General features: G+C 54.9%; 16 protein-coding genes. 7 read left to right on the top strand and 9 right to left on the bottom strand.

Annotated features, from left to right (window positions below; translation table 11 throughout):
- Nucleotide 1 precedes the first annotated feature (1 nt).
- The 7 genes from hpf to FHS30_RS11580 form a co-directional block, all read right to left on the bottom strand.
- Nucleotides 2–292, bottom strand: coding sequence for a ribosome hibernation-promoting factor, HPF/YfiA family (gene hpf / locus FHS30_RS11610; protein ID WP_183910644.1), 291 nt, complete (start codon nucleotides 290–292; stop codon nucleotides 2–4).
- Between the two features lie 82 nt (nucleotides 293–374).
- Nucleotides 375–1910: an RNA polymerase factor sigma-54 gene (locus FHS30_RS11605; protein WP_183910643.1), complete on the bottom strand. Its 1536-nt coding sequence runs from the start codon at nucleotides 1908–1910 to the stop codon at nucleotides 375–377.
- Between the two features lie 160 nt (nucleotides 1911–2070).
- A complete protein-coding gene (lptB, locus tag FHS30_RS11600; RefSeq protein ID WP_183910642.1) occupies nucleotides 2071–2796 on the bottom strand; it encodes an LPS export ABC transporter ATP-binding protein in 726 nt (241 codons plus the stop codon).
- Nucleotides 2793–3317, bottom strand: a complete 525-nt coding sequence (lptA, locus tag FHS30_RS11595) for a lipopolysaccharide transport periplasmic protein LptA (RefSeq protein ID WP_183910641.1) — start codon at nucleotides 3315–3317, stop codon at nucleotides 2793–2795. Before lptA ends, lptB begins: the two co-directional genes overlap by 4 nt.
- Nucleotides 3304–3888 (bottom strand): LPS export ABC transporter periplasmic protein LptC, encoded by a 585-nt coding sequence (gene lptC, locus FHS30_RS11590; RefSeq protein ID WP_183910640.1) that lies wholly within the window; start codon nucleotides 3886–3888, stop codon nucleotides 3304–3306. The genes lptA and lptC overlap by 14 nt, the downstream gene beginning before the upstream one ends.
- Nucleotides 3889–3990: 102 nt before the next feature.
- On the bottom strand, nucleotides 3991–4515 hold the full coding sequence (locus FHS30_RS11585) for a KdsC family phosphatase (protein ID WP_425502373.1): 525 nt from the start codon (nucleotides 4513–4515) through the stop codon (nucleotides 3991–3993).
- A 15-nt stretch (nucleotides 4516–4530) separates the two neighbouring features.
- Nucleotides 4531–5505 carry a KpsF/GutQ family sugar-phosphate isomerase gene (locus tag FHS30_RS11580; protein WP_183910638.1) on the bottom strand — a complete coding sequence of 325 codons (975 nt, stop codon included), beginning with the start codon at nucleotides 5503–5505 and terminating at the stop codon, nucleotides 4531–4533.
- Between the two features lie 261 nt (nucleotides 5506–5766).
- On the opposite strand from FHS30_RS11580, the gene FHS30_RS11575 reads away from it, so the two are divergent.
- The 5 genes from FHS30_RS11575 (at nucleotide 5767) to hisD (ending at nucleotide 10018) form a co-directional block, all read left to right on the top strand.
- On the top strand, nucleotides 5767–6390 hold the full coding sequence (locus FHS30_RS11575) for an MlaC/ttg2D family ABC transporter substrate-binding protein (RefSeq protein ID WP_183910637.1): 624 nt from the start codon (nucleotides 5767–5769) through the stop codon (nucleotides 6388–6390).
- A gap of 126 nt (nucleotides 6391–6516) precedes the next feature.
- A complete protein-coding gene (locus FHS30_RS11570) occupies nucleotides 6517–6747 on the top strand; it encodes a BolA/IbaG family iron-sulfur metabolism protein (RefSeq protein ID WP_183910636.1) in 231 nt (76 codons plus the stop codon).
- Nucleotides 6748–6799: 52 nt separating this feature from the next.
- Complete coding sequence (gene murA / locus FHS30_RS11565) at nucleotides 6800–8062, top strand: UDP-N-acetylglucosamine 1-carboxyvinyltransferase (RefSeq protein WP_183910635.1); 1263 nt, start codon at nucleotides 6800–6802, stop codon at nucleotides 8060–8062.
- Nucleotides 8059–8691: an ATP phosphoribosyltransferase gene (gene hisG, locus FHS30_RS11560; RefSeq protein WP_183910634.1), complete on the top strand. Its 633-nt coding sequence runs from the start codon at nucleotides 8059–8061 to the stop codon at nucleotides 8689–8691. Before murA ends, hisG begins: the two co-directional genes overlap by 4 nt.
- 25 nt (nucleotides 8692–8716) lie before the next feature.
- A complete protein-coding gene (gene hisD / locus FHS30_RS11555) occupies nucleotides 8717–10018 on the top strand; it encodes a histidinol dehydrogenase (protein WP_183910633.1) in 1302 nt (433 codons plus the stop codon).
- On the opposite strand, the gene FHS30_RS11550 is transcribed toward hisD, so the two are convergent.
- Both FHS30_RS11550 and FHS30_RS11545 read right to left on the bottom strand, forming a co-directional pair.
- Nucleotides 10015–11136 (bottom strand): trypsin-like peptidase domain-containing protein, encoded by a 1122-nt coding sequence (locus FHS30_RS11550; protein WP_343049083.1) that lies wholly within the window; start codon nucleotides 11134–11136, stop codon nucleotides 10015–10017. The two genes, hisD and FHS30_RS11550, sit on opposite strands and share 4 nt — an antisense overlap.
- A 135-nt stretch (nucleotides 11137–11271) precedes the next feature.
- The gene (locus FHS30_RS11545; RefSeq protein ID WP_183910632.1) at nucleotides 11272–11730 is read right to left on the bottom strand and encodes a Z-ring associated ZapG family protein; all 459 of its coding nucleotides are present in this window, start codon (nucleotides 11728–11730) and stop codon (nucleotides 11272–11274) included.
- A gap of 205 nt (nucleotides 11731–11935) precedes the next feature.
- Here FHS30_RS11545 and FHS30_RS11540 point away from each other — a divergent pair, with 205 nt between their 5' ends.
- Both FHS30_RS11540 and zapE read left to right on the top strand, forming a co-directional pair.
- Nucleotides 11936–12610, top strand: a complete 675-nt coding sequence (locus FHS30_RS11540; protein WP_183910631.1) for an alpha/beta hydrolase — start codon at nucleotides 11936–11938, stop codon at nucleotides 12608–12610.
- A gap of 11 nt (nucleotides 12611–12621) precedes the next feature.
- Nucleotides 12622–13737 (top strand): cell division protein ZapE, encoded by a 1116-nt coding sequence (gene zapE, locus FHS30_RS11535; RefSeq protein WP_183910630.1) that lies wholly within the window; start codon nucleotides 12622–12624, stop codon nucleotides 13735–13737.
- Nucleotides 13738–13797: the final 60 nt, after the last annotated feature.

The raw sequence follows: 13797 nt of genomic DNA, 5'->3' as shown, positions 1-13797 counted from the left end.
TTCAACGGTGGCTTCGAAGCTTTTCTTTGTGCTTGATAAGTTGGCGATCCAGCTTATCGGTGAGTGTGTCGATGGCAGCATACAGGTCTTCTGACTCTGAGTCAGCGAAAAACTCGCCGCCGCTCACGTGGACGGTTGCCTCTGCCTTTTGCTGTAGTTTATCAACGCTGAGAATGGCATTAATACTGGTTATTCGGTCGTGGTGGCGTTCGAGCTTTTCGAGCTTGGTGTTGACATAGCTCTTGATGGCGTCAGTCAGGTCGAGATGGTGTCCACTGATGTTAATTTGCATTTGCTGCTCCTATGTCGCTGCGTTTGCGTGTCATCCGCCCCGTTTTGGTGCAATACCAGCCCGGGGCACCAATACTCGTGTGCTAAATTAGTCGTTTGCGCTCATTAGAGGCGGCAATTCCAAGAGATTCCCGGTATTTGGCGATCGTGCGCCGGGCAACCTGAATGCCTTGCTCTTCAAGTAGCTTGGTAATTTTGCTGTCGCTCAGGGGCTTTTTGGGGTTTTCCGCGGCCACCAATTTTTTGATGATGGCGCGAATTGCCGTTGACGAGCACTCGCCACCTGAGTCTGTGCTCACATGGCTGGAAAAGAAATATTTGAGTTCAAATATACCCTGCGGGGTGTGCATGTACTTTTGCGTAGTCACTCGCGAGATAGTGGATTCGTGCATCCCCACTTCTTCCGCAATATCGTGCAGCACCATGGGCTTCATGGCTTCGGGCCCGTGCTCAAAGAAGCCCACCTGCTTTTCGACGATACAGGTAGCGACTTTCAACAGGGTTTCGTTACGGCTCTGTAAGCTTTTGAGAAACCAGCGCGCCTCTTGCAGATTGTCGCGCAGAAAATTGTTGTCTCGGCTGGTGTCGGCGCGCTTGACTAGTGATGCGTAGCCAGAATTGATACGGATTTTAGGCGCGATGTCGGGGTTGAGTTCCACTAGCCACCGATCCTGTTTTTTGCTGACAAAGACATCCGGGATGACATACTCAGTATCGGCCCGGCTGATGGTCTCGCCTGGGCGCGGGTTAAGGGTTTGGATCAGCCCAATAACCTGGGCGAGTTCGGCTTCCTTGAGTTTGCAGCGGCGCATTAATTGTTTGTAATCGCGACTGCCGAGCAGGGCCAAGTGATCCTTTACAATGAGTTTAGCAGCATCTAGGAGAGGCGTAGTGGCAGGTAGCGCGCGCAGTTGAATTAACAGGCATTCCGAGAGGTCTTGGCCCGCAACACCGGGTGGATCAAACTGCTGAAGACGATGCAGTACTGCTAAAACCTCGTCCATTTCGAGTGGATCGTCCTGCAATTCTGTCTCTTGGTGCAATCCGTCAGCAATTTCTTCAAGTGGGGAGGCGAGCAGCCCGCTGGGTTCAATGGCGTCAATGATGGACATGGCGATCACGCGATCACGGTCGGACATGGGGGTCAAATTGAGTTGCCAAAGCAAGTGTTCTTGAAGTGTTTCACCGCCGCTGTCATCGCGTTCATAGTCGCGGTCGTCGTCGGTGCCACCGCCACTGCCGCTTGCGGGGCCAGAGGTGTAGATGTCGTCCCAATTGGTGTCCACTGGGAGGTCGTCGGGGATATCGTTGCTCCAGTCCGCGTCCATGGCACTCTCGCCATTGGCGTCGGCGCTGGTGGAGGTTTCGATGGTATTGTCTTTGCCGCTTTCAGATTGTGACGATTGCGGGGTATCAAATTCACTTTTATCGCCACTACCCTCTGCATTGGCACCGGGTTCATCGCCTTCCGCCATTTCCAGCATGGGGTTGGACTCTAGGGCCTCTTGAATTTCGGCCTGAAGATCCAGCGTCGACAGTTGCAATAGGCGGATAGCCTGTTGCAATTGGGGGGTCATGGTCAGCGATTGACCGAGCTTGAGCTGTAGAGATGGCTTCATAAGTTGATGACTTACATCCTCTTGGTGGCGGCCTGTTACAACGGTAGGCGCCACCCAAGTGTAGTCATCCGGTTAGGGACAGGCAATATTGACAAGCAAGCTCCATGCCTTTATGGCCTGAGCTCGCTTTAGTCGGAAAGGTCAGTCGATAGTTTAGGTTTTACAGGGTGAATTGATCGCCCAGATAGACTTCGCGCACGCGCTGGTTTGCCAGCACGGTATTCGCATCGCCTTCGGCAATAATGTGCCCTTCGCTGACGATGTAGGCCTTTTCACAAATACTCAGTGTCTCGCGGACATTGTGGTCGGTAATAAGCACGCCGATGCCGCGCGCTTTCAGGTGCTGAATAATTTGTTTGATATCGCCCACTGAAATGGGGTCTACGCCCGCGAAGGGTTCATCCAGCAGGATAAAGCGTGGCTCTGTGGCCAGTGCTCGAGCGATTTCCACGCGCCGCCGTTCGCCACCAGACAATGCCATGCCCAAGCTGTCTCTGATGTGGGTGATATTGAACTCCTCGAGCAGCGCTTCCATGCGGGCGAGTCGCTGTTCACGGCTGAGCTCTTTACGCGTTTCCAATATAGCGAGAATGTTGTTGGCCACGGTCAGTTTGCGAAATACTGAGGCCTCCTGCGGCAAGTACCCAATGCCCGCGCGCGCGCGCCCGTGAATTGGCAGGGGCGTCAAGTCTTGATCGTCGATGCGCACGGTGCCCGCGTCACTCTCAACCAGACCTGCGATCATATAAAAACAAGTGGTTTTACCAGCGCCATTGGGACCTAGTAGACCGACAATTTGGCCGCTTTTTACTTCCATAGAAACGTCTATGACTACTCGCCGGCCTTTGTAACTCTTGGCCAAATTCAGTGCGCACAGTTGGCTCATTCGGCATCTTGCTCCACTGGTTTTTTGTTCTGCGGTTGTAAAATAACTTTTACCCGCTCACTGTTTTCCGTGCGTCGCCCAGCTTCTACGGTTGCCAGATGAATGTCGTAGTTAATCACGTCGCCGGTAATGACGGAGCCGTTTTGCTCTACTCTCGCGTGCTCAGTAATGGTGAGTTTTTCACTCGAAACATCGTACACCAGAGAATTGCCCTGAGCCTTAACCAGCGGTTTGTTGAGTTCGGGTTGTTGCTGAAAGTGGGCGGGTCCGCCCGTCGCGACCACGCGATATACCTCACTGTTTTTACTGTAGATAACCGCCTTCGCCGCTTCAATGTGAATACTGCCCTGGTCGATCACCACATTGCCTATGTAGGTAAGGATACCCGCTTTTTGGTCTAGGTCTGCAGTGTCAGCGTCAATGTGAATGGGCTGGTCGCGATCGGTGGGCAGCGCCTGTGCAAGAGGTATGAGGCACACACTGCACAGTAGCGCCAGTGCGGCAGTTCTAATCCGGTTCATAAATACCTTTGACCTTTTTCGTTAAGGTGAATTGTTCGGTTTTGATGTTTGCCTTCAAACCTTTGGCCGTGGTGACGCCTTGAGGTGTCACAATTTTTACGGGTGCGTTAGTTTGGGCAACTTGACGCTTAGTAAAGTAGATTAATTTATTGGTAAAGAGTTCCGTTACGCCCTTCACTGGGTCCTTTTGAAAAAGGTGGACGTTGCCGGTTAGCTCTATACGATCGCCGCGATGGGTGGCTCGCCCTTTGTCGGCGACAATATGCCACGGCGCTTGGTCTGGATTGTAGATGTCCGCCTTCAACTGTTGGACCAGCGTGTAGTCCTTTGCGCTTGCCTTGCCCTTTGGTTGAAAGTGGTCTGCTCGCAAGCCTCGCAATTGCTGGCTTAGTCGCCCATTTTCGTCATATTGGCTGCTGACAAAGTCCGTCATAAAAAAAGCGGGCGCTTTCTGTGTGGCCTGATCAGATGGCTTGTCGAATAGCCTTGTGGAGGGCGTCTCAAATATGAACAGGTAGGCGATCACAATGAGCGCGACAATGGCGGGCAGAATCTTTTTAACTAGCGCCAAAGGTGATATTCCTTTCTGTTTGAGAGGGTGGCTGCTGCACGGTAAGCCGCGTTGTTTATTGTAGTTGCTGCATATGTAGCTGCTGCACAGTCTTAAGGCGGTTCAACGGATATAGGTGTCGAGCAGAGCCTGATGTGTGCCCTGCGCCTGCATTAAAAAATCACACGCCTCGCGGACAGCCCCCTCGCCACCGTTGCGCCGGCTTTGCCAGTGCGCTTGCGCCACGACGTCGGGATGGGCGTTGGCCGTGGTCATGGCCAGTCCCACTTTGACCATGCAGGTGAGATCTGGATGGTCATCACCCATAAAGGCGATGTGTTCCAATGGCATGGGGTCATTGCGCAAGATTTCTTGGAGCGCGATAAATTTGTCCTCGCGGCCCTGTACTAAAATGGTAATGCCAAGATCTCCAGCGCGGCGCGCCACAAGATCGCTCTTGCGACCGGTGATGATGCCCACTTTCACCCCGGATTTTTGCAGCAGTTTGATACCGTGCCCATCTTGGGTGTTGAAGGCCTTCATTTCATTGCCTTGATTGTCGAAATAAAGTTTGCCATCAGTTAGTACACCGTCGACGTCAAGCAGTAGCAGCTTGATGCGTTTGGCTTGGTCTTGTACAGAAGTCATGGTGTGTTCCATAAATTAAACGATGCCGGCGCGAAGTATGTCGTGCATGTGCAACAATCCCACGGGGTGGTTTTCGTCATCTTCGACCACCAATGCGGTAATTTTGCGCTGCTCCATTAGCGTTAATGCCTCAGCCGCAAGCAGTTGCGTTTTTACCGTCAGTGGGTTGCGCGTCATGACTTCGGCCATGGTGGCCGTCGCGAGGTTGGCCCCTTGATCCACACAGCGGCGCAGATCGCCGTCGGTGAATACGCCGATCAACTGATCCGAGGCATCCACAATGGTTGTCATACCAAAACCTTTGCGGGTCATTTCCACCAGTGCCACCGACAAGGGTGAATCCGGTGTCACCTTGGGTAGCTCTGTACCCGCGTGCATCAAATCGCTGGCGCGGATGAGCAGTCTGCGCCCCAGTGCGCCACCTGGGTGTGAAAACGCAAACTCCTCTTTGGTGAAACCCCGGGCTTCCAGCAGTGCCACTGCCAGCGCATCACCCATGACCAGCGTCACCGTGGTGGATGATGTGGGCGCTAAATCCAATGGGCAGGCTTCGGCCTCAATGCTGATATCGAGGTTGACATCAGCGGCCTGTGCCAGTGGTGAGTTGGGGTTGCCGGTCATGCTGATAATGGGAATTTGCATGCGCTTAAAGAGCGGGATCAGCGTCAGAACTTCGGAAGATGAGCCGGAGTTGGAAATTGCAATCACCACGTCTTGACGGGTTACCATGCCCAAATCGCCGTGACTTGCCTCACCCGGGTGTACAAAAAATGCGGGCGTGCCAGTGCTGGCAAGGGTGGCCGCAATTTTGCCGCCGATGTGCCCAGATTTACCCATGCCGGTGACTATGGTGCGACCTTGGCACGCGAGAATTAATTCACAGGCCTGAGCAAACTCGTCATTTAACCGCCCATGCAATGCATCTATGGCGTCTAGCTCGATCTTGACGGTGCGCTTTCCTGAGTCAATAAAAGCTTGGTGTTGAGTCATGACATTGCTCGCTCGGCGGTAAGGTGATTCAGTTTCCGTTCAGGGGCGTAATGGTATAGTGCCCACTCATGATTGTCAGCACACCTGTGCGACGGGGCGCAAGTGCGTCGCCATCGGTGTTTGCGGCTCTCGAATGGTGGTGTATGTCGCAATCTATTGTGAAAATCTGCACGGGCCTTTGTGGCAATAAGGTAGAATAGCGGCCCGATGCTGGGCAGTGGCTGCCGAGCTATTAATCGAATTTGATGGAGAGTTATGGGTATGGGTTCTCGGATTTTAGGTGCTCTATTGGGTGTCAGCGTCATGTTTTCAGCAGCGGCCTATTCAGCTGCCGAGGTAGGGCCGCGCGAGGTAGTGGTGCAGGTGGTCAGCTCGTTAAAGACGGCAGTCAATAAGCACGACGCCGAAAAAGACCCTGAAGCGGTTCAGCTGCTAACCGATATGCGCGCTATTTTAGAGCCGGTGGTGGACTTTGGATTTATCGCTCGCGTGGTTATGGGGCCCGCAGCCAAAACAGCAACGCCGCAACAGATCGCCCGCTTCGGAGATGTGTTTCGCGACAGTTTGGTGTCTACCTATGCGAAAGGCATGACGGGTTATGTCGAGGCGGAAATGAATATCCCCCCTTTGGGGCCAGAAGCTGCCGGTCAAAATCGAGTGGCGGTGCGGCAGGAAGTGACCACGGCCTCGGGTGTGCAAATTATCGATTACACCATGGCCAAGAATCGCACCACCGGCGAATGGAAGCTGATTAATGTGGTGCTCAACGGCATTAATCTTGGCAAGACCTTTCGCAGCCAATTTGCTCAGGCCCATAAACAGCATGGCGGCGACATCGATAAAGTGATCGCCAGCTGGGCGCAAGTGCCGCCCGCCAAGCCTTGATCAGCCATTTTCGTGCAAAAAAGCCTGTAAACCAGTAGACTTAGCACCCCCTGAAATGGGGGTGTTTTGTTATGGTGGCGACCTAGTATTGCACGGTCGGTACACCCAATTTTTGAGAGGCAATGCATGCAACCGCAAGAAATTCAGGCGCTGATTGAAGCCGCTATCGCCGATAGTAAGGTAGAAGTATCCATCGAGGGCAGTCATGTCAATGTGGTGGTGGTTAGCTCTGCCTTTGAAGGTATGCGACCAGTACAAAAGCAGCAGCTGGTTTACAAGGCGTTGGCTGAACAAATCGCCAGCGGCGTGATTCATGCCGTTAACATGCAAACCTTGACGCCAGCCGAGGCGGGTTAACGCCGTTAGTTGCCCTCCGAGTGTGTATTCAAAATACCTGTAAGAGAATGATATGGACAAATTGCTAATCCAAGGCGGCGCTCGCCTCGATGGAGAAATTCGTATATCGGGGGCTAAGAATTCCGGGCTGCCCATTCTTGCCGCGACCTTGCTGGCAGAAGGCCCCATGCATATCTGCAATTTGCCTCACCTCAATGACATCACCACTATGTTGGCGCTGCTGCGCTGCATGGGGGTAGATATCACCATTGACGAGAAAATGTGCGTCGAGACCAATACTGAGCCAATGCGCGAATTTACGGCGCCCTACGAGCTCGTAAAGACGATGCGCGCATCAATTTTAGTACTTGGGCCCATGTTGGCCCGATTTGGCGAGGCCAATGTGTCCTTTCCCGGCGGCTGCGCTATCGGTAGTCGTCCTGTGGACATTCACTTGCGCGGTTTAGAGGCCATGGGCGCCACGGTCGAGGTGGATCAGGGCTATATTCGCGCCCGATGCGATGGTCGCCTGAAGGGTGCGCACTTCTTTATGGATACGGTTACCGTCGGTGGCACGGAAAACCTCGTTATGGCCGCCGCGCTCGCTGAGGGTCGCACCGTCTTGGAAAATGCTGCCCGCGAGCCAGAGGTAGTGGATTTGTGCCTGTGCCTAGAAGCCATGGGCGCCAAGATCAGCGGTATCGGCACGGCGACTTTGACCATTGATGGCGTCGAAACGCTAAAGGGTTGTACCTATAAAGTCATGCCTGATCGCATCGAAACCGGCACCTACTTGGTGGCTGCCGCGGCCACCGGTGGCCGGGTGAAGTTAAAAGATACGCGTGCGGATATTTTAGAGTCGGTCATCTTAAAGCTGGAAGAGGCGGGCGCCGAGATTACCTGTGGCGATGATTGGATCGCGCTGGATATGAAAGGCAAGCGGCCCAAGTCAGTGAATTTAAAAACGGCACCGTACCCCGCTTTCCCCACGGATATGCAGGCGCAATTCACCGCAATGAATGCAATCGCCGAAGGGGTAGGGACGGTGACGGAAACCATCTTTGAGAACCGCCTGATCCAAGTGCACGAGCTCAATCGCATGGGCGCCAATATCGCATTGGAAGGCAATACCGCCATGATCACCGGTGTTAAGCAGCTCAAGGCGGCGCCAGTTATGGCCACCGACTTGCGCGCCTCGGCAAGCTTGGTAATTGCAGGTTTGGTAGCAGAGGGCGACACCTTAGTCGATCGCATCTATCACATCGATCGCGGTTACGAGTGCATTGAAGAAAAGCTGCAGTTGCTGGGCGCCAACATTCGGAGGGTGCCAGGTTGACAAATAAATTGACCATTGCGCTAACCAAGGGCCGTATTCTTCAGGAGACCCTGCCATTGTTGGCCGCTGCAGGGATTGAACCTGAAGAAGACATCAGCAAATCTCGCAAGTTAATTTTTGGCACGAGCCAGCCAGGTGTGAGCTTGGTGGTATTGCGCGGTTCTGATGTGCCCACCTACGTGCAGTTCGGTGCCGCCGATATGGGGGTGTCCGGCAAAGATACGCTGTTGGAAAACGGCGCCGCGGGATTGTATGAACCGCTCGACCTCAATATTGCCAAATGCCGGTTGATGACGGCTGCCATCAAGGGCGCGAAGGCGCCAAATGGGCGCCTAAAAGTTGCTACTAAATACGTCAATGTGGCCAAACGCTATTATGCTGCGCAGGGTCGACAAGCTGACATTATCAAGCTTTACGGCGGGATGGAGTTGGCGCCGCTGATGGATTTGGCCGATGAAATTGTAGATATCGTCGACACCGGCAATACCTTAAAGGCCAATGGCCTTGAGGCGCGTGATCATATCGCCGATATCAGTTCACGCTTAATCGTTAACAAAGCCTCAATGAAAATGAAGCATGCGCAAATTCAGCGCATTATTGACGATATCGCGGCAGCGGTATCAGCCTAGCCCCACGACTACTGAAGTGACCATCATGATTGCCGAGCTCTCAACCCGAGACGCCAGCTTCGACGCACAGCTCGACGCGCTGCTTGCTTTTGAATCTATCAGCGACACGCGAGTGGCGCAGGTGGTAAGCGAGATTATTGACGCTGTGCGCGTGCGTGGTGACGCCGCTGTATTGGCATATACCAACCAATTCGATGCGCGCGCCGCCGCCAGTGTTGGCGAGTTGGAAATACCTCCCGCACAGTGGCGGGCGGCCTTCGACAGCCTGCCTACCGATCAGCGCGAGGCCCTTGAACTCGCCGCGCAACGAGTGCGGGATTATCACCAGCATCAACTCCAGTCATCGTGGCAGTACCAAGAGCCCGACGGAACCGTATTGGGCCAGCAGGTGACGGCCATGGAGCGCGTTGGCATCTATGTGCCAGGGGGCAAGGCGTCCTATCCATCCTCAGTGTTAATGAACGCCATTCCGGCCAAGGTGGCGGGTGTGGACGAGATCGTGATGGTGGTGCCGGCGCCGCAAGGCGAGCTCAATCCCATGGTGCTTGCCGCCGCGCATCTGGCGGGCGTCGATCGCTTGTTTACCGTTGGCGGCGCACAGGCGGTTGCGGCACTGGCCTATGGCACTGATTGCATTCCTAAAGTCGATAAGATTGTTGGTCCGGGCAACATTTATGTGGCCACCGCGAAGCGCGCGGTTTTTGGCCGAGTTGCCATCGATATGATTGCCGGGCCGTCAGAAATACTGGTGGTGTGCGATGGCAAGACATCGCCCGACTGGGTCGCCATGGATTTGTTCAGTCAAGCCGAGCACGATGAGCAGGCGCAGGCAATTTTGATCAGTCCCGATGCGGCATTTTTGGCGGCGGTGAAAGCATCCATGGCGCGTTTACTGCCCACGCTTGAGCGCGCAGAGATAGCGCGCCAGTCGCTGGCATCGCGCGGTGCGCTGATTCAGGTTGAGACTTTGGCTGAGGCCATAGCATTGGCCAACCGCATAGCTCCTGAACACCTCGAGTTATCCGTTGATCAGCCTGAGCAGTGGTTGCCCCATATTCGCCATGCGGGCGCCATTTTCATGGGGCGCTATACGGCGGAAGCGCTGGGCGACTACTGTGCTGGTCCGAATCACGTGCTACCCACCTCAGGGACTTCGCGTTTTTCTTCCCCGCTTGGGGTGTACGATTTCCAAAAGCGCTCGTCGATTATTCACTGCTCACCTGCGGGGGCAAGTCAGTTGGGGCGTTGCGCGAGTGTATTAGCGCGCGGTGAAGCTTTGGAAGCGCACGCGCGATCGGCAGAGTATCGCATCAACCCAAACGATTAATTGCTGGGCTGGGCCGCCATGGTCAGCTGGACCTCCGCGACTTGCAGGCCTCGTTGAATGCGCAGCGTAATGCTGTCGCCAGGGCGGCTCTGCTCGATGAACTGTACCCCCTTGCGTCCATCGCCAAGGGCGATGCCATTGAGGTGGGTGATGATGTCGCCCGCCCGAATGCCCACTTGGTGTGCGGGGCTGTCTTTGTACACGCCCGTCACAATCACACCGATATCTGCACTGACCCCTAAATTTCTCGCCAACTGGGGGCTAACAGCCTGAGCTTCTACTCCGATCCAGCCGCGCACCACATGGCCGTGCTCGGCAATGTCTTTGAGTGTGCGCAGCGCCATGTCGATGGGGACAGCAAAGCTGATGCCTACGGAAAAGCCGGTTTTATCGAGGATCGCTGTATTAATGCCGATGAGGTTGCCGTCGGCATCCACCAGTGCGCCTCCCGAATTGCCGGGGTTGATGGCTGCGTCAGTTTGTAAATAGTTTTCAAAGGTGTTGATGCCAAGGCCATAGCGGCCCACGGCGCTAATAATGCCTTGAGTCACCGTCTGGCCGACGCCGAAAGGATTGCCAATGGCCAAGACTACATCACCGACGCGCGCAGCGCTGGGGTCGCCCAGCGCAATGGCGTGCAAGTTGTCTAAATTGATCTTGAGAACGGCTAGATCAGTGTCCGGGTCGGTGCCTATTACCCGCGCTTGGGCCTCCCGACCATCGTTAAGTAACACCACAATTTGGTCGGCGCCATTGATGACATGGTGGTTCGTGAGCACGTAGCCGTCGGGGTTCATGATGACCCCCGAGCCAAGCGAGCTTTGCAGGCGCTCCTGTTGGGGCACGTTGGCATTGTTAAAAAAGTGTCGGAACAGGGGGTCGTCTATCAGGGGGTGCCGTTGTTTGGGTACCTTGCGCTGGGTGAAAATGTTGACTACCGCAGGCGCCGCGCGACTGACGGCCTCTGCATAGGAGTGCCGCGCGTTTTGTCCGTAGCTGGCACCTGCGGACTGGGCGTTCAGCAGGGGTCGCACGCTGGGTGAAAACAGCAAAAAAGCGAGCGCGGCCATCAGGCCAAAGGCCACGGGCCATGCGAGAAAATCGAATATTTTTTTCACCTAACTCGCCTTTTGTTATCCGAAAAGTCGATCGTCGACGCCAGCGGCGGACATTGAGGGCGAATTATATGCCATTGTGGCGCGCTTGGGGGGTGGGCGTTATGTGCGCCCCGGCGATCTGCCGGGGCTGGGGTATTAGGCTTGATGGCGCTGGATAACGAGGGTCTCGTCCTCTTCGGTAGGGTCTTCTTCTAACCCATAGGATTCGCTCAGCGTGCCCTGTTTTCCCGGTACCTTGGGGGCCCAGTCGGTGGGCGGTTTGATGTCTTCAGGGGCCGGCTCTTTGGGCTGTTCGAGCAATTTACCATCGCCAGCTTGGGCAATTTGGCGGCTCAAATCAGCATTGCCGAGCTTCATGGCTGAGGCGGCCAAGTGCTCGTGAACGTCGCGATAGCTGCGCGTTAAATTGTTGATTAGCTGGGAAGTGTCAACAAAGTGTTGTGTAACCTCTTGCTGGTATTCACGCAATCGAGATTCTGCCTCCATCAATTGAGATTCCAATTCGCGATTGATTTTTTCCTGAGGGCGCAATGCAAACATCATAAAGGCGCCGATCACACCGCCGAGCAGCAGGCAGGTTAATACGGTCAACATCAAAGTACTCATCGAAAACACAGGGCTCTCCTTCGTGGGGCCAAATAGACTACGGGTGGCTTAAAGCGCGCTGTGCTCCATGCCATAATGCGCGCCCCGAGCTGGCGCGACAGCCAGTTCTAGTTTCTATTATATGCTGTAATCCGGAGTAATGGATCACAATCTTATTGCAAAAGGTTTTTAGTGACGTGAGGTTCATTGGCCTATGGATGCGTTTAGCGATCGAGAGCAGCAACATTTGATTGATGGCCCTGCGGGGCGTATTGAGCTGCTCACACAACTGGGAAATCCAGAGGGGCTGCTGTCGCAGGACGCGCGCCTTGTGGTCATCGCACACCCGCATCCGCAACACGGTGGCACTATGTCCAACAAGGTGGTGGCGACCCTTGCGCGCGCTTATCACCAGCTTGGGGTCGCGACGGTGCGCTTTAATTTCCGCGGCGTTGGCGCCAGTGAGGGAGTGTATGGCCACGGGCGAGGCGAGGTGGATGATGTGTTGTGCGTCGCCGGTTGGGCGGCGCTGCATTTACCTCGGGCGCAGATGCTGTTAGCGGGGTTTTCCTTTGGATCGGCGATGGTTGCTGCGGCCAGCTGGTCATTGAAGCCTGTTCATTTGGCGTTAGTTGCGCCACCGGTGGAGCGCTACGATTACGACCGCGAGCGGCGATTTCCCTGTCCTACCGACATGGTTATCGGTGCGAGCGATGAATTGGTGGATGTGTCAGGATTCGAGCGTTGGGCCGGTGCGCTGCAGGGGCAAGTGCGATGGCGCACCATGCCCGAAACGGGGCATTTTTTTCACGGGCAGCTGCACGCTTTGCGGGAGTGGCTGCAGCGGGCTTTGATCGATTGTGCCGACGCGGCACAGAATAATTTGTGAGTTGAGAGTGCATGACTGAAAATCCGTTGACCCCGATGGCGCGCTATCAAAAGGATGTAGCGCACGGCTTTAAGCAGGATGACGCCCAGCTGAAGGCCATCGAATTGCTGCAGGATTTGTATGAGCGGTTGTTGCGTGAGCAGCCCGTTGGCGGTGCCTGGGCTACTGTATTGGGGTTCTTTGGGCGATCAAAGCCCGCGGCACCTGAGCGCGGTCTGTATTTCTGGGGGGGTGTCGGGCGCGGCAAAACCTATTTGATGGATGTGTTTTTTGATTCGCTGCCGTTTGAGCGAAAAATGCGCGTGCATTTCCATCGGTTTATGAAGCGCGTCCATCAAGAGTTAAAGCAGCTGGATGGCCAGAAAAATCCGCTGGAGAAAGTGGCGGACCGGCTGGCAGGGGAGACTCGCGTAATTTGTTTCGACGAATTCTTCGTCAGCGATATTACCGATGCCATGATTTTGGCCACATTGCTGCAAGCGCTGTTCGCGCGAGGTGTGACACTGGTGGCGACCTCAAATATTGTGCCCGATGGCTTGTATCGAGATGGCTTGCAGCGCGCGCGATTCCTGCCTGCTATTGCGTTGCTCAACCAGCACACATTGGTTGTCAATGTGGATGGCGGTGTCGATTACCGGTTGCGCGCGCTTGAGCAGGCCGAGTTATACCACTCGCCCTTAGGGCCAGAGGCGGAAGTTGCCATGCGCCACAGTTTTGAGGCGTTGGTGCCCGACCACGAAGAAATCGAGGCCGATGTCGACCTTGAGGTGGAAGGGCGCACGATGCACGCGCGCTTTGAGGGTGAGGACGTCGTGTGGTTTGACTTCAAAACGCTGTGTGATGGGCCTCGGTCTCAGAATGACTATATTGAGCTCGCCAAGATCTACCACGCCGTATTGGTGACGGATGTGCCGGTGATGGGGGGGCAGAAAGATGACCAAGCGCGCCGCTTCATTAATATGGTGGATGAGTTCTATGACCGAAACGTCAAACTGGTCATTTCGGCGGAAGTGCCACTGACTGAGCTGTACGGCGGTGGCCGGCTAAACTTTGAGTTTGAGCGCACGAGTAGCCGTTTGTTGGAGATGCAGAGTAAAGACTATCTGGCCAAGCCCCATAAACCCTGATTTCAGAGCAAAAAGCGCTTGAAAAGGCCATGCCGAATCTGTAGTATGCGCGCTCTTTTT

The sequence above is a fragment of the Simiduia aestuariiviva genome (genome assembly GCF_014192475.1).
Taxonomy (GTDB): Bacteria; Pseudomonadota; Gammaproteobacteria; order Pseudomonadales; family Cellvibrionaceae; genus Simiduia; species Simiduia aestuariiviva.
The sequence above is the reverse complement of the archived record's forward strand: the minus strand, read 5'-3'. Positions and strand labels throughout refer to the sequence as shown.

Coding starts and splice junctions, on each gene's coding strand:
- hisD (WP_183910633.1), top strand. CDS start 8,717: ATGATTGCCGAGCTCTCAACCCGAGACGCCAGCTTCGACGCACAGCTC.
- FHS30_RS11570 (WP_183910636.1), top strand. CDS start 6,517: ATGCAACCGCAAGAAATTCAGGCGCTGATTGAAGCCGCTATCGCCGAT.
- zapE (WP_183910630.1), top strand. CDS start 12,622: ATGACTGAAAATCCGTTGACCCCGATGGCGCGCTATCAAAAGGATGTA.
- FHS30_RS11605 (WP_183910643.1), bottom strand. CDS start 1,910: ATGAAGCCATCTCTACAGCTCAAGCTCGGTCAATCGCTGACCATGACC.
- FHS30_RS11585 (WP_425502373.1), bottom strand. CDS start 4,515: ATGACTTCTGTACAAGACCAAGCCAAACGCATCAAGCTGCTACTGCTT.
- lptA (WP_183910641.1), bottom strand. CDS start 3,317: ATGAACCGGATTAGAACTGCCGCACTGGCGCTACTGTGCAGTGTGTGC.
- lptB (WP_183910642.1), bottom strand. CDS start 2,796: ATGAGCCAACTGTGCGCACTGAATTTGGCCAAGAGTTACAAAGGCCGG.
- hpf (WP_183910644.1), bottom strand. CDS start 292: ATGCAAATTAACATCAGTGGACACCATCTCGACCTGACTGACGCCATC.
- FHS30_RS11575 (WP_183910637.1), top strand. CDS start 5,767: ATGGGTTCTCGGATTTTAGGTGCTCTATTGGGTGTCAGCGTCATGTTT.
- FHS30_RS11580 (WP_183910638.1), bottom strand. CDS start 5,505: ATGACTCAACACCAAGCTTTTATTGACTCAGGAAAGCGCACCGTCAAG.
- murA (WP_183910635.1), top strand. CDS start 6,800: ATGGACAAATTGCTAATCCAAGGCGGCGCTCGCCTCGATGGAGAAATT.
- FHS30_RS11545 (WP_183910632.1), bottom strand. CDS start 11,730: ATGTTGACCGTATTAACCTGCCTGCTGCTCGGCGGTGTGATCGGCGCC.
- FHS30_RS11540 (WP_183910631.1), top strand. CDS start 11,936: ATGGATGCGTTTAGCGATCGAGAGCAGCAACATTTGATTGATGGCCCT.